The organism is Pyramidobacter sp. YE332 (genome assembly GCF_033060595.1).
GTDB lineage: Bacteria > Synergistota > Synergistia > Synergistales > Dethiosulfovibrionaceae > Pyramidobacter.
The window spans coordinates 417693-431650 of sequence record NZ_CP133038.1 but is presented as its reverse complement, the minus strand read 5'-3'; the positions used below and the strand labels follow the sequence as shown (position 1 = coordinate 431650).

At 61.6% G+C, this 13958-nt stretch carries 13 protein-coding genes; 4 read left to right on the top strand and 9 right to left on the bottom strand.

Going from position 1 to position 13958, the window contains the following annotated elements; genetic code table 11:
* Positions 1–2 precede the first annotated feature (2 nt).
* The 6 genes from RAH42_RS02035 to RAH42_RS02010 all read right to left on the bottom strand — a co-directional run bounded on the left by RAH42_RS02035 (position 3) and on the right by RAH42_RS02010 (position 5997).
* Entirely contained in the window at positions 3–950 is a 948-nt protein-coding gene (locus RAH42_RS02035) for an ABC transporter permease (protein WP_296426808.1), read from the bottom strand.
* Between the two features lie 416 nt (positions 951–1366).
* Positions 1367–2089: an ABC transporter ATP-binding protein gene (locus RAH42_RS02030; protein WP_317539827.1), complete on the bottom strand. Its 723-nt coding sequence runs from the start codon at positions 2087–2089 to the stop codon at positions 1367–1369.
* Positions 2090–2869, bottom strand: coding sequence for an ABC transporter ATP-binding protein (locus tag RAH42_RS02025; RefSeq protein WP_296426811.1), 780 nt, complete (start codon positions 2867–2869; stop codon positions 2090–2092). It abuts the gene before it with no gap.
* Positions 2866–3726: a branched-chain amino acid ABC transporter permease gene (locus RAH42_RS02020; RefSeq protein WP_317540238.1), complete on the bottom strand. Its 861-nt coding sequence runs from the start codon at positions 3724–3726 to the stop codon at positions 2866–2868. Before RAH42_RS02020 ends, RAH42_RS02025 begins: the two co-directional genes overlap by 4 nt.
* A 79-nt stretch (positions 3727–3805) precedes the next feature.
* The gene (locus RAH42_RS02015; protein WP_120373093.1) at positions 3806–4759 is read right to left on the bottom strand and encodes a branched-chain amino acid ABC transporter permease; all 954 of its coding nucleotides are present in this window, start codon (positions 4757–4759) and stop codon (positions 3806–3808) included.
* An 86-nt stretch (positions 4760–4845) separates the two neighbouring features.
* Positions 4846–5997 (bottom strand): ABC transporter substrate-binding protein, encoded by a 1152-nt coding sequence (locus RAH42_RS02010; RefSeq protein ID WP_296426813.1) that lies wholly within the window; start codon positions 5995–5997, stop codon positions 4846–4848.
* A gap of 328 nt (positions 5998–6325) precedes the next feature.
* Here RAH42_RS02010 and RAH42_RS02005 point away from each other — a divergent pair, with 328 nt between their 5' ends.
* Positions 6326–7207, top strand: a complete 882-nt coding sequence (locus tag RAH42_RS02005; protein WP_078015763.1) for a LysR family transcriptional regulator — start codon at positions 6326–6328, stop codon at positions 7205–7207.
* 80 nt (positions 7208–7287) lie between these two features.
* Here the strand turns inward: RAH42_RS02005 and RAH42_RS02000 are convergent, their stop codons facing one another.
* Both RAH42_RS02000 and RAH42_RS01995 read right to left on the bottom strand, forming a co-directional pair.
* Positions 7288–7668: a NifB/NifX family molybdenum-iron cluster-binding protein gene (locus tag RAH42_RS02000; RefSeq protein ID WP_317539826.1), complete on the bottom strand. Its 381-nt coding sequence runs from the start codon at positions 7666–7668 to the stop codon at positions 7288–7290.
* 40 nt (positions 7669–7708) lie between these two features.
* Complete coding sequence (locus RAH42_RS01995; protein ID WP_317539825.1) at positions 7709–8683, bottom strand: hydroxyacid dehydrogenase; 975 nt, start codon at positions 8681–8683, stop codon at positions 7709–7711.
* 139 nt (positions 8684–8822) lie between these two features.
* On the opposite strand from RAH42_RS01995, the gene RAH42_RS01990 reads away from it, so the two are divergent.
* Entirely contained in the window at positions 8823–9479 is a 657-nt protein-coding gene (locus RAH42_RS01990; RefSeq protein ID WP_317539824.1) for a hypothetical protein, read from the top strand.
* A 132-nt stretch (positions 9480–9611) separates the two neighbouring features.
* Here RAH42_RS01990 and glyA read toward each other — a convergent pair whose 3' ends face one another.
* Positions 9612–10871, bottom strand: coding sequence for a serine hydroxymethyltransferase (gene glyA, locus RAH42_RS01985; protein WP_317539823.1), 1260 nt, complete (start codon positions 10869–10871; stop codon positions 9612–9614).
* 283 nt (positions 10872–11154) lie between these two features.
* Here glyA and RAH42_RS01980 point away from each other — a divergent pair, with 283 nt between their 5' ends.
* Together RAH42_RS01980 and RAH42_RS01975 are read left to right on the top strand one after the other, a co-directional pair.
* Positions 11155–12498, top strand: a complete 1344-nt coding sequence (locus tag RAH42_RS01980; RefSeq protein ID WP_317539822.1) for an MATE family efflux transporter — start codon at positions 11155–11157, stop codon at positions 12496–12498.
* Between the two features lie 201 nt (positions 12499–12699).
* On the top strand, positions 12700–13860 hold the full coding sequence (locus RAH42_RS01975; RefSeq protein WP_317539821.1) for an ABC transporter substrate-binding protein: 1161 nt from the start codon (positions 12700–12702) through the stop codon (positions 13858–13860).
* Positions 13861–13958 lie beyond the last annotated feature (98 nt).

The window sequence follows — 13958 nt, the reverse complement described above, 5'->3', positions numbered from 1 at the left end:
GCCTACTTTCCCCTGTACTGGGACTTGATCCTCGGGTCGACAAAGGCATAAATGATGTCCACAACGAGATTGACGATCGAGAAAGTCGTCGCCATGAAAATGATGGATCCCAAAACGAGCGGGATGTCCTTCGACTTGATCGCGTCCACCATCAACCGTCCCAGCCCCGGCCAGGAGAAGATCGTCTCCGTCAGCATCGCGCCGCCCAAAAGGCTGCCGAACTGCAGGCCGGTGGCCGTAATGATGGGGATAAGCGCGTTTCTCAGCATATGACGGCGGGTGATCGTCTTTTCATCCAGTCCCTTCGCCCGCGCCGTGCTGATATAGTCCTGCCGGATCACTTCGAGCATGGAAGAACGGGTCATCCGCGTCACGGTCGCCGCGCAGCCCGTCCCCAACGTCAGCGCGGGAAGGACGATGCTTCGCAGCAGGGGGACCAGCCCTTCCCCCATCCCCTGAGAGGGCAGCCAGCCGAGCGTCAGCGAGAAGACGATAACGGCCAAAAGTCCAAACCAGAAGTTCGGCATGGCGACGCCGATCAACGCGAAAACCATGGACACGTTGTCTATGATCGAATATTGTTTTTTCGCCGAGATGATGCCGACCGGTATGCCGATCAGCAGCGCCACCATAATTCCCGCCACCGCCAGGACGCAGGTGTTGGGGAACCGCCCGATCACCTGATCCCAGACGCTGATGCTGTTCTTGTAGGAAAGGCCCAGGTCGCCGTGGAGCATATCCCACATGTAGCGTCCATAGCGCTTGAGAAGCGGATCGTTCAGATGCAGCTCTTCCCGCTTCATGGCGAGCGCTTCCTCCGTGGCCTGCTCGCCCAGAATGATGGCCGCCGGGTCTCCGGGAGAAAGGTTCAGAATGAAGAACACAATAAAGGTCACGCCGACGATGACCGGTATCAGCGTTAAAAGACGCCTGACGATGTATTTTGACATTTTCACCATTCTCCAATTCGCACTCTCTAATTTTTACTACCGACTATCATTATAATATTAATTTTAATAATGTCAACTTATTAGCTATATATTTTACAATAATATCTGACTGTAAAACCCATATAAAACCAATTAGATAATATTATATTCAAATCTGCAAAAACTCCGTCGAACATTATAAATCCTGATTTTTATCCAAAGAGATTGGCCAGTGCGCCTATAGAATCACCAATCTTAAGACTCTGCGGCCCGAAATCGCAAACTTAAAAAACGACCGGCAGCGCCGATCGTTTACTAGGCTTCTTTTTCCGCAGTGAATCCCCAGACGCTCGCTCGATAAAGTTCATAAAAAACTCGCAACGGTTCCCCAAAAAGAGACCGTTGCGAGTTTTCGTATTTTCACGAGGGGCAGAACGTTATTTGCCGCCCAGATAGGCCGCGGCGATCTCGGGATCGGCGAGCAGGTCGCGCGACGGGCCCTGTTTGACGATGCGGCCGGTCTGGAGCACGAAGGCGTGCTGCGAGAGCAGCAGCGCCTGCCGGGCGTTCTGCTCGACGAGCAGGATGGTGAGCCCTTTTTCGTTGATGCGGCGCAGCTCGCGGAAGATGTCTCTGATAATCACGGGAGCCAGCCCCAGCGACGGCTCGTCGAGCAGCAGCAGCCGCGGTTTGGACATCAGCGCCCGGGCCACGGCGAGCATCTGCTGCTCGCCGCCGGAGAGCGTGCCGGCGTACTGGTTAATGCGTTCCTCGAGGCGCGGGAACAGCGAGAACACCCAGTCCATGTCTTCTTTGACCGCTTTTTCGGAATCGCCGCCGCTGCGGGGGAACGCGCCGATTTGCAAATTTTCCAGCACGGTCAGCGGCGCGAAGATGCGGCGCCCTTCCGGCGAAAGCGAAATGCCCGCCTTGACGACCTGAAACGAGCGGCGCGGCAGCGGCTTGCCTTCGAACTCGATCTCGCCGGAATGGTACGGCACCTGTCCCATGACGGCGCTCATCAGCGTGGACTTGCCCGCGCCGTTGGCGCCGATGACGGAAACGATCTCGCCGGCGGGGATGGACAGCGACACGCTGTCGAGCGCGCGGATCGCGCCGTAGCTGACGCAGAGTTCTTTCACTTCGAGCAGTCCGGCCATTCAGATCGCCTCCTCGTCGTCGCCCAGATAGGCTTTGAGCACCTCGGGATTTTTGCGGATGTCGTCGGGGCCGCCCTCGGCGATCTTGGCGCCGAAGTTCACGCAGACGATGTGCGGGCAGATCTGCATGATCAGGTCCATGTGGTGCTCGATCACGAGGATGGTCAGTTCCAGGTCGCGGTGGATGCCCGTGATCAGTTTGTTCAGGTCGGCCACTTCTTCGGGGTTCATGCCCGCGGCCGGCTCGTCGAGCAACAGCAGGATCGGCTCCAGCGCCAGAGCGCGGGCGATCTCGAGGCGGCGCTGCATGCCGTAGGGCAGCGTGCCGGCCGTCTGAGCGGCGCGATCGGCCAGCCCGACGCGCTCGAGGAACTCCATGCTGCGGCGACGCGTGATCTCCTCGCAGCTGCGCCAGCGCCCCAGATGAGTGATGGACTCGATAAAACCGTAGGTATGATGCACCTGAGCGGCGGTCATGACGTTGTCGAGCACGGTGGACTTGCCGAACAGGCGCAGGTTCTGGAAGGTACGGGCGATGCCGCGGCGGATCACCTGATAGGACTTGAGGCGGATCGTGCTGAGACCGTCGAAGATGATGTCGCCGGAGTCGATCGGATAGACGTTGGTGATCAGGTTGAAGACCGTCGTCTTACCCGCGCCGTTGGGACCGATCAGCCCCATCAGCTCGCCCTGCTCGATCTTGAAGCTGACGTCCTTGACGGCGTGCACGCCGCCGAACGACTTGTTGATGTTGAGGATCTCAAGGATGGGCGCGTTCATCGCGATTCCTCCTTCTTCGTCCCGCGCGCGCGGCGGAACTCCCAGATCTCGCGGCTGCCCAGCAGGCCGTCGGGGCGCAGCACCATGACCATCACCAGCACGGCGCCGTAGATCAGCATGCGATACTGTGAGATGGGACGGAACAGTTCGGTGATCAGCGTGATGATGCCGGTCGCCAGCAGCGTGCCGCTCATCGAGCCGAGACCGCCGAAGACCACCAGCGAGGTCAGTTCGGTGGACTTCATCATGTCGAACATGGCCGGCTGGATGAAGCTGAGGTAGCCGCCCAGCAGCGCGCCGGCGATGCCGCAGTAGAACGCGGAGATCAGCAGCGAGACGAGGCGGATGTTCGGCGTGTTGAAGCCCAGCAGCGACGCCGCCGTGACGTCGTCGCGGCAGGCGCGGAAGTAGCGTCCCCAACGGCTGTAAATCAGGTTGAACATGAACAGCGCCAGCGCCACGAAGAACCACACCGCCACGGCGCGCGTGGTGTAGGGATCGATGCCGGGAATGCCGCGCGCGCCGCGCGTCACCGACTGCCAGTTCTCGATCACGAGGCGGATGGCCTCGCACAATCCCAGCGAAGCGATGGCGTAATAGTCGCCCGTCAGCTTCATCGTCGGCACGCCGACGACCCAGGCCAGCGCCGCGGCCAGCACGCCGCCGGCGAGCACGGACGGGAGCCAGGCCACGTCGTAGTTCATGATCAGGATCGCCGCCGTGTACGCGCCCATGGCCATGTAGGCCGCGTGCCCCAGCGTGAAGATGCCGGTGAAGCCCGTCAGCAGCGACACGCCCATGGCCGCGATCATGTTGATGCACAGCAGCATGAGGATCCCTTCCGTGTAATAATCCATCGGCACGTAAGCCAGGACCGCACCCAAAGCCGCGAGGGACAGAGCGCCGAGAAGCGATTTTTTCATGACGGTCCCTCCTCTACACCTTGTCGCGGATGTCGCGGCCGAACAGGCCGGACGGCTTGATGATCAGCGTCGCGATCAGCAGCGCGAAGACGACGAAGTCGCGCATCTGGCTGCTGATGAACCCGGCCGTCAGCATTTCCGCCAGCCCCAGCAGGATGCCGCCGATCACCGCGCCAGGCAGGCTGCCGAGACCGCCGATCACCGCCGCCACGAAGGCTTTGGTGGTGATCATGTTGCCCAGCTGCGGATAAAGCGTGTAGCGCGTCGCCAGGAAGATGCCGCCCACCGCCGCCAGCGCGCCGGCGACGAAGAAGACGATGGCGATCAACAGATTGACGTTGACGCCCATCAGCCCCGCCGTGCGCAGGTCGCAGGCCGCGGCGCGGATCGCCAGCCCCCAGCGCGTGCGCATCAAAAACATCTGCAGCAGCAGCAGGAAGACGACCGTCACGCCCAGCGAGATCAGATCGAAGGCGCTGATCGTCAGCAGCGGCGTCAGCCCCTCGGCCGCGCCGGGGAAAAACCTCATCACCGACTCGCCCGCCGCGCCGGCGGCGCGCGCCGCGAGGACGATCGGCTGCGAGGGGAACACCTCGGGCAGCGCGCGGTAACGGCCGCCGATGGTGACGACGAAAATGTTCTCGATGACGATGGAAACGCCCATCGAGGCGATCAATAAATAAAGCGTGGCCGACGTGCGCTCGCGGATCGGCCGGTAGGCCATGCGCTCGGTGACGATGGCGACGACGCCTGCGGCGAGGATCGCGCCCGCGCCGGCGATCCAGATATTCATGCCCATGGAGTTGAGCATGCCGTAGGCCGCGTAACCGCCCACGACGAGAAAACCGCCGTGAGCGAAATTGGAAAACAGCAGGATCGAGTACACCAGCGAATACCCGACCGCGATCAGCGCGTAAACGGAGCCCAGCGAGAGACCGTTGACGACTTGTTGCAGAAAGGTTGCCACGACGACTCCTCCCTTTCATGACGAAGGGGCGGCGGCCCTTGCGCCGCCGCCCCTTGCAGTGAACCCGTCGGATTTGAAAACGCTTTTTACATTTCGGGCTTGATCGTGGCAAAGTAGCTCGTCTTGCCGCCTTCAGCCTTGAGCATGATGCCTTCCTTGCCCTTGGGGTTATGGAACTCGTCCATGGTCAGCGTGCAGTGCATCAGCTTCAGATCTTTGGTCTGCTCGAGAGCGTCGCGGACCTTTTCGGGATCGAGGCTGCCGGCGCGTTCGACGGCGTCCTTCAGCCAGTACACGCAGTCGTAAGCCATCATCGCGTTCATGAATTCCTTGCACTCGGTGCCGGTCTTCTGCTCGAACTTGTCGAAGAACCCCTTCAGCTTCGGGTCGCCCTTGTCCACGTGGCTGACCCAGTAGGTGTTTTCCATGGCGTCGCCGGCGATCTCCCACCAGAAGTCGCCGTAACCGTCGCCGCCGATGATCGGGCAGGTGAAGCCCATCTCGCGGGCCTGTTTGATCGCCAGAGGCGTGCACTTGCCCATCGTCGGGAACACGAGGATGTCGGGCTTGGCTTCCTTGAACTTGGTCAGCTGGGCGCGGAAATCGACGTCTTCGCCGCGGTGCCCTTCGTCGGCCACAACCTCGCCGCCCATCTTCTTGTACTCGGTGACGAAGAACTCGCGCAGCCCCTGCGAGTAGTCGCTGGACACGTCGTACAGCACGGCGGCCTTCATGAGGTTCAGGTTCTTGACCGCGAACGTGGCCAGGATGGCGCCCTGATACGGGTCGAGGAAACAGATGCGGAAGTTGTAGGGACGTACCTTGCCGCGCTCGTCCATGGTCACCATCGGGTTCGTCGGCAGCGTGCCGAGGTGAGGCACGTGACCGCGGTTGAACACGGCGGCGGCGGAAATGCACAGCCCGGAACCGCTCGGGCCGATGACGGCGACGACCTTGTCCTGATTGACGAGGCGGCGCGCCGCGTTGACCATGTCTTCGTTGCGCGTGCGGCAGTCGTACTGAATGACGCGCATCGGCAGCATCGCGTCGCCGACCTTGACGCCGCCGGCGGCGTTGATCTCTTCGAGGGCGATCTTCACCGACTCGACTTCGGCGAAGCCGTAAGCGGCAAAGTCGCCCGTCGAAGTCGAAATCTCGCCGACCAGCACTTCCTCCGCGGCGAACGCCGGGAACGCGAACATCGCAACTGCCACAACAATCGATAGGAACTTTTTCACGCTGGCACCTCCATTTTTAAAATATAAAGTTTGTTACACGAGAATCTTAACATAACTTATCTTTCGAAGCAAGTTATTTTTATGCAGCGAATATTATAGAAACACGCCGCGTTTATCGTTCTTTTGCGTCCGAATAAATCATTTGCGTTTTGCTGAAAACGCAATTCATGGCATGAGATTTCGGCAACGCGCGCGTCCGCGGAAGAACTCGCCCGGAACGGCGAACGGCCGTCCGCCTCCGCCGCGAACGTTTGACAAAGCGCCGCCGATGATCTATCGTCAAAAAAACAAAAAGCCCTTGATTCTTTCTCATAGCAAAGGAGACGCCATGGACACGAAAAAATGCGCCGTGCTGCTGCGGGCCGTCGAAAACGGTTCGCTGACCACCGCCGCCGAAGAGCTTGGTTACACTCCGTCGGGCGTGAGCCGCATCATCGCTTCGCTGGAAAAAGAGGCCGGCTTCCCGCTGCTGCGCCGCAACCATATCGGCGTCAATCTGACGCGCGAGGGCGAGCTGCTGCTGCCCGTCCTGCGCGAGCTGGTGCGCGCCGCCGGACAGTTCGCCGAAACGTCCGCCCAGATCCGCGGCGTCGAATGCGGCAGCGTCACCGTCGGGGCGGCGTACGGCGTTTATTATCCGCTGCTGGCCCGTCTCGCGGCCGAGTTCGGGCGGCTTCATCCCGGCATCGCCGTTTCCATCGCCGAGGGGTTGAGCAGCGACCTGGCCGCCATGGTCGAAGAGGGACGCGCCGATTTCTGCGTCATCAGCCGGCGCGAGGGCAGCTTTCAGTGGACGCCGCTTTGCAACGACAAGCTGGTCGTCTGGGTACCCGCCGGGCACTGGTCCGTCGCCCGCGGCGCCTTCCCCGCCGAAGCGTTCGCCAGCGAACCCTACATCGAAATGTACCCCGGCCGCGAGAGCGACAACTCGCGCTACTTCGCCGCCCGCGGCGTCACGGCTGCGGCGCGCTGCTCCACCTCCGAGGTCAGCGCCGCCTTCGCCATGATCGAAGCCGGCCTCGGCGTGGCGCTGATGAACGGCATCCTGCAGCGGCCGCCCAGCCCGCGCGTGGTCAGCGTGCCGCTCGACCCGCCCGAAACCGTCAAGATCGGCCTGGCTTGGCCGAAGGAAGAGTTTCTCTCGCCGGCGGCGCGCACGTTCGCTGCCTTCGCCCGCGGCGAATTCCTCAAAAACAGGCGCTTGCCGTAACACGCCGTCCGCCGACAAAAAATCCGGTCCCTTTTCGGGGCCGGATTTTTTGTCGGCGGACGAAGCGTTCCTTGCCAATGCTAATGGCGGCACGAGCCGTTTCCGCAGGAATGTTCCGCGCCGTGATCGTGATGATGACAGTTCGCCTCGGCGTTAGCGGAAAGCTGTCCGGCGGCAAACTTTGCGGCAGCTTCGTCCGCGCTGCCCTGATTGCCGGCGTAAATGGCGATCCCCGCCTCCTGCAGCGCCGTCACCGCGCCGCCGCCCAAACCGCCGCAGATCAGCGCCTCGACGCCCCTTTCCTTCAAAAAGGCCGCCAGCGCGCCGTGCCCGTGCCCCTCCGTGCCGATCACTTCCGAGGCGCCGACCGCGCCGTTTTCGATCGTGTAGATCTTCACCGTTTCGGTGTGTCCGAAATGCTGAAAGATCGCGCCGTTCTCATACGTTACCGCTAATTTCAAGTCTCATCCCTCCATTGTATTTTACGCAGCCGAAAAGGAATCAGGATCCGTCGCGGAGGACGTCCCTGTTTTCGAATCCCAGCGGGTGTTCGACGCTGTAAACGCAGCGCGGCTTCCTTCCCTCGCACACGTCGAACAGCGCCTGCACGGCCGCCGTGCCGACGCGGCGCAGCGCTTCGTCCGTGTTGGCGCCGAGATGGGGCGTGGCGATCACGTTGTCCAGCGAGAGCAGCCGATGTCCCGCCGTCGGCGGCTCGTGCTCCCACACGTCGCAGGCGGCCCCCGCCAGCCGACCGACGCGCAGCGCCTCATAGAGCGCCTCCTCGTCGACGACGCCCCCACGCGACGTGTTGATCAGCACCGCGCCCTTTCTGGCCGCGGCCAGTTCCTTGGCGCCGATCAGATGAAAGGTCTCTCCCGTCAGGTGCACGCCCAGCGAGATCACGTCGGCGCCCCGCATCACGTCGATAACGGAAGGGCGATGTTCCACGTGGAACATTTTCGCTTTCTCGGGCGTCAGCGAGGGCGAATAGCCGATGACTTTCATGCCGAACCCTTCGCGCAGAATGCGCGCTGCGCGCCGGGCGATGTCTCCGACGCCGATCAGTCCCAGCGTCTTGCCCGCCAGTTCGCGCCCGCAAAACTCCGGCGGCGCGCTTCTCACGGGGCGCCCCGAACGGACCGCACGGTCGGCGGCGGTCACGCGGCGCATCAGATCCAACGCCAGCGCAGCGATCAGTTCCGCCACCGAATCGGCATTCTGCGCAGGCACGTAGGTTACGGTAATGTTACGGGCCGCGCACCATTCCAGATCGATGCCGTCGCTGCCCGTGCCGTGCACGGCAATCACCTTCAGCCGCGGCGCGCGTTCCAGCGTTTCCCGCGGCAGCTTCAAATTGCGGCTGATCAGACCGTCGCACTCCGCCAGACGCCCCCAGTCGGCGACGATCTCAGCCCGCGACCGCAGCAGGGCCACGGCGTCACGGTGCAGATGTTCGCAAAGGAAAACATTCATGAGCTCGTCCTCCGTTCGTTCTCTGATCATTCGCTCCGCCGAGAGCCGGAGCCGCGCGCGCCTGTCTCGCTCCTGCTTGACCGCCGGCGCCGCAGAAGGTAATATCGTTCCATCTTCTCCGAACGAAGGAGGACCGCTGATGGACTACTCTCGACGCATTGCCCGGGCGCTGTTCGGGCTGCTGCTTTTCGGCACGGGATCGTGCTGCAACATCCAGGCCAACGTGGGGCTCGGCCCTTGGGAAGCGTTCAGCATGGGCGTGGGAGCTCGGCTGGGGTTGAGTTTTGGGACCGTGCTGGCCGGATCGGGGCTGGTCATCCTCGCCGTCGACCTGCTGCTGCGCGAAAAAATCGGGCTCGGCACGCTGCTTGACATCGCCTGCATCGGCCCCATTGCCGATCTGCTGCGCGCCGCCGGCGTCATTCCCATGATGACCGGCTTCCCCTCGGGCATCGCCACGCTTTTGACGGGACAGCTTCTGATCGCCGTGGGCAGTTATTTTTACATCGGCGCGGGGCTGAGCTGCGGCCCCCGCGACGCACTGATGGTCGCCCTGCGCAAGCGCTTCCCGCGCACTCCCGTAGGCGTGATCCGGTTTTCCATCGAAGGCGGCGCTCTGCTCACCGGCTGGCTCTGCGGCGCCAAGATCGGCGTCGGCACCGTCGTCGCCGTCTTCGGCATCAGTTTTATCCTTCAGGCCGTGTTCTCGCTGCTGCGCTTCGACGTCAGCACGATCGAACACGAGGATCTGCTCGCCACCGCCAGGAACCTTCTGAGCCCCAAAGCGCCCCGCTGAGCGCACTTCAACAATAAATGCCTCTGAATATTATTTCTTAAATCAAAAAGCCGAACGCAACGGCGCCGGCCGGCGGCTGCATGAGCAGTCCCCGTCCGGCGCCGTTCATTTCGATCCGCCCGGGGCGTCGGTTCAATACAGCCCGGGATAGAGCGGTTTCGCCTCGCAGAGTTCGGTGATCTCGGCGCGGACTTTCCCGATCTCCGCTTCGTCGTCGATGTGGGTGACCACGCGGTCGATCCAGCCGGCGATCTTCTCCATTTCCTCGCGGCCGAAGCCGCGCGTGGTCGCCGCCGCCGTGCCGATGCGCACGCCGCTGGTCACCATCGGGCTCAGGGTCTCGAACGGGATGGTGTTGCGGTTGACGGTGATGCCGGCCTGGTCGAGCGCGATCTGCGCCTGTTTGCCGGTCACGCCTTTGCTGGTCAGGTCGACGAGGATCAGGTGGTTGTCGGTGCCGCCGGAGACGAGGCGGAAGCCTTTCTCCATCATCTTTTCGGCAAGGTGTTTGCAGTTGCCGACGATGTTCTGCTGGTAGGTCTTGAACTCGGGTCTGAGGGCTTCGGCGAAGGCGACGGCTTTGGCGGCGATGATGTGCATGAGGGGGCCGCCCTGCATGCCGGGGAAGATGGCGGAGTCGAGTTTCTTGGCGTACTGTTCTTTGCACATGACCATGCCGCCGCGGGGGCCGCGCAGGGTCTTGTGGGTGGTGGTGGTGACGAAGTCGCAGTAGGGCACGGGATTGGGATGGACTCCGGCGGCGACGAGGCCGGCGATGTGGGCGATGTCGAACATGACGAGGGCCCCGACTTCGTCGGCGATCTCGCGGAATTTCGACGCGTCGATGATGCGGGGGTAGGCGCTGGCGCCGCAGACGATCATCTTGGGATGATGCTTGCGGGCAAGCTCGCGCACCTGGTCGAAGTCGATGGTCTCGGTGTCGCGGCTGACGCCGTAGGGGACGACGTTGTAGAGTCTGCCGGAGAAGTTGACGGGGGAGCCGTGGGTGAGGTGTCCGCCATCGGTGAGGTTCATGGCCAGGATGGTGTCGCCGGGCTGGAGCTGGGAGAAGTAGACGGCCATGTTGGCCTGGCTGCCGGCGTGGGGCTGGACGTTGACGTGGTCGCAGCCGAAGAGTTTCTTGGCGCGGTCGCGGGCGAGGTTTTCGGCCTTATCGACGACTTCGCAGCCGCCGTAGTAGCGTTTGGCGGGGTAGCCTTCGGCGTACTTGTTGGTGAGCACGGAGCCCATCGCCGCCATGACGGCGCGCGAGGTGAAGTTCTCGGAGGCGATCAGCTCGATCTGGTGGTTCTGGCGGCGGTACTCTTCGATAATGATGTCGGCGATCTCGGCGTCAACGTCCCGGATGTACTTGTCGCTGTTCTTGTCCATTGATATCTACCTGCCCTTTCATTTTAGAACTGTCAGTTTATATAGTAAAAACATCAGCAACGCGCTTTTAAACAAAGTAACAATACATCATTTTACTCCGTCTGTCAAAAGGATATACCACCTTCCATGAAAATATAAAACATCCGCCATCCCGCTCCCGGGCAATTTCCGTTCGGTTCCGGAAAGGCAAGGCGATAGCTTCGGACGAGAAAACGCAAAAAGGCAAAATTTTCCTGCCTTTCTGATAAAATAAAAACCAAATCCGTGAGAGAAGGCTTCGTCTATGAGAGATCAATCCGCGCTGCTCACGCAGGGCCCTATCGCCAAAACGCTGCTCACGTTCGCGCTGCCGCTTTTTCTCGGCAACCTGTTCCAGCAGATGTACAACACGGTCGATTCGCTGGTGGTCGGCAACTTCATCGGCAGCGACGCCCTCGCCGCCGTCGCTTCGTCGGGACACATGGCCTTTCTGCTGATCGGCTTCCTGCAGGGCGTATTCGTCGGCGCCGGCGTGATCATCGCCCGCTATTATGGCGCACGCGATGCCGAACGGCTGCGCATTTCCGTGCACACCACGGCATTCTTCGCGCTCCTGGGGGGCGGTCTGCTGTCGGCGCTCGGCGTCGTCTTCTCGCCCGTCATCCTCAGGCTGATGGGCACGCCGGAGACCGTGCTGCCCAATTCGCTGACCTACTTCCGCATCTATTTCGGCGGCTTGCTTTCCGTGGTGCTCTACAACTGCGTCAACGGCATCCTCCAGGCGGTCGGCGACAGCCGGCATCCGCTGTATTACCTGATTTTCTCCTCGTTGGTCAACGTGGCGCTGGACCTGGTTTTCGTGGTCGTTTTCCGCTGGGGCGTGGCCGGCGTGGCGGTTGCCACGGTGATCTCGCAGGCGGCCAGCGCCGCGCTGGGGTTTTATCACCTGAGCCGTCACGGCGGCGAGGCGCGCGTGTCGTGGCGCGATCTGCGCCCCGACTGGCCGATGCTGAAACAGATCCTGCGCATGGGCGTCCCCTCGGGGCTGCAAAACTCCATCATCTCTTTTGCCAACATGGTCGTCCAGTCGCACATCAACTCTTTCGGCGCCATGGCCATGGCCGGCAGCGGCACATTTCTGAAACTGGAGGGATTCGCTTTCCTGCCCATTTCCAGTTTTGCCCTGTCGATCACGACCTTTATCGGTCAAAACATGGGAGCGTGCCAGCATGAGCGGGCACGCCGCGGCGCCGTCTTCGCGCTCTGCGCCGGAGCGATCATGGCGGAGCTGCTGGCGCTGCTGATCCTCTTCAACATCCGCCCGCTGATGATGGCTTTCGGCGCCGAGCCGGAGGTCGTCGCGTTCGGCGTCGCACAGTCGCGCATCGCCACGCCGTTTTACTTTCTGCCGGCGATGTCTCATTGCATGGCGGGCATCCTGCGCGGTTTGGGCAAGGCCGTCGTACCGATGCTGGTCATGCTGGTGTGCTGGTGTCTGATCCGCGTCGGCTATCTGTCGGTCGCGCTGCGCATCAATCACGACATCCGCCTGCTCTACGCCGCCTATCCCATCACCTGGGCGCTGAGCGCGGCGACGCTGCTGATCTGCTGCCTGCGAGTCCGATGGGACGTGCAGGAACCGGACTGATACCGCTTCTTGATCAAAAAGCCGAACACGGGGGCGCTTTCTTCGTACCGCGGGGACGGAGCCAAATAATCCGACTGTCGATAATATATTTCGCGTGGATAATTTGTATTTTCTGTTTTTCTACTTGAAAACCTCTATTCAATAACTTATAATCTTTTAAGCGTCGTTATCCACATAATACACGAAAGGAGAAATAAAGTAATGAGGAAATTTTGCGCTTTTGCGGTAGCTTTCTGCATGATGGCTTCAACGGCCCTGGCGGCGAATAAGGTCGTCCGTATCGGCATTTTCCAGCCGGCGTCCGGCGACAGCGGCGCGGGCGGCAAACAGGAAACCCTGGGGTCGCAGTTCGGCTTTCACGAAACGCCGACGGTCGTGATCAACGGCGAGACGTACGACGTCGAACTGGTTTACGCCGACAACGGTTCTTCGCCCGACAAGGCGCCTTCGGCGGCCCAGAAGCTGGTCAGCGCGGGCGTTTCCGTGGTGCTCGGCTCCTACGGTTCGGCCGTTTCCATCGCCGGCTCCCGCTACTTCGCCGACGGCGGCGTTCCCGCCATCGGCATCGGCTGCACCAACCCGCAGGTGACGGCGGGCAACACGCACTATTTCCGCGTCTGCTTCCTCGATCCGTTCCAGGGAACGGTGCTCGCCGACTACGCCTACAACGAGCTTGGCGCGCGCACGGCGTACTGCCTCGGCGAACTGGGCAACGACTACGACGTCGGCCTGTGCCACTATTTCAAGATGACTTTCGAAAAGCTGGGCGGCAAGGTGATTACCGACACGTTCCCCACGGGCAACTCGGACTTCACATCCTATCTGACCAACGCGAAGATGTACGGCGCGGACGTGTTCTTCTGCCCCACTTCGCTCGCCTATTCGACGCAGATCCTCGCCCAGGCCGGCGCTCAGGGCGCGACGTTCCCGATCCTCGGCGGCGACACGCTCGACAGCAACAAGACGGCCGAAGCGGCCAAGGACGCCAAGGTCAAGCTGGTCGTCTCCACCTTCTACCAGGAGGGCGGCTCGCCCAAGTTCGACGAGGGATTCAAGCAGTGGTTGCACGACGATTCCGAAGCGATGACGAACAACGGCGGCAACGACATGATCGCCGCGATTTCAGTGATGGGCTACGACGCGTATTATGTGGCGCTCGAGGCGCTCAAGGCTTCCGCTTCCCCCGATCCCAGAGACGTGAACAAGGCGCTGTGGGGCGTCAAGTATAAGGGCGTCAGCGGCATGATCTCCTTCGACAAAAACGGCGACGCCATCCGCGACTCGGCGTTCCTCAAAACCGTCAATCCCGAGACCGGCCAGTGGGACTTCCTGGCCGAGCATCATGTGGGCGGCGTAAAGTAAGCGGCGTCAAAAACGCTTTGTAATATTTTCAGAAAAAGAAAAGAAGGCGTTGTTTTTCCGATTGCGAACGAGGGCGCGGCGAGGCTGTCAGGTTCTTC

Coding starts and splice junctions, on each gene's coding strand:
- RAH42_RS02035 (WP_296426808.1), bottom strand. CDS start 950: ATGTCAAAATACATCGTCAGGCGTCTTTTAACGCTGATACCGGTCATC.
- RAH42_RS02030 (WP_317539827.1), bottom strand. CDS start 2,089: ATGGCCGGACTGCTCGAAGTGAAAGAACTCTGCGTCAGCTACGGCGCG.
- RAH42_RS02025 (WP_296426811.1), bottom strand. CDS start 2,869: ATGAACGCGCCCATCCTTGAGATCCTCAACATCAACAAGTCGTTCGGC.
- RAH42_RS02020 (WP_317540238.1), bottom strand. CDS start 3,726: ATGGATTATTACACGGAAGGGATCCTCATGCTGCTGTGCATCAACATG.
- RAH42_RS02005 (WP_078015763.1), top strand. CDS start 6,326: ATGGACACGAAAAAATGCGCCGTGCTGCTGCGGGCCGTCGAAAACGGT.
- RAH42_RS01995 (WP_317539825.1), bottom strand. CDS start 8,683: ATGAATGTTTTCCTTTGCGAACATCTGCACCGTGACGCCGTGGCCCTG.
- RAH42_RS01990 (WP_317539824.1), top strand. CDS start 8,823: ATGGACTACTCTCGACGCATTGCCCGGGCGCTGTTCGGGCTGCTGCTT.
- glyA (WP_317539823.1), bottom strand. CDS start 10,871: ATGGACAAGAACAGCGACAAGTACATCCGGGACGTTGACGCCGAGATC.
- RAH42_RS01980 (WP_317539822.1), top strand. CDS start 11,155: ATGAGAGATCAATCCGCGCTGCTCACGCAGGGCCCTATCGCCAAAACG.
- RAH42_RS01975 (WP_317539821.1), top strand. CDS start 12,700: ATGAGGAAATTTTGCGCTTTTGCGGTAGCTTTCTGCATGATGGCTTCA.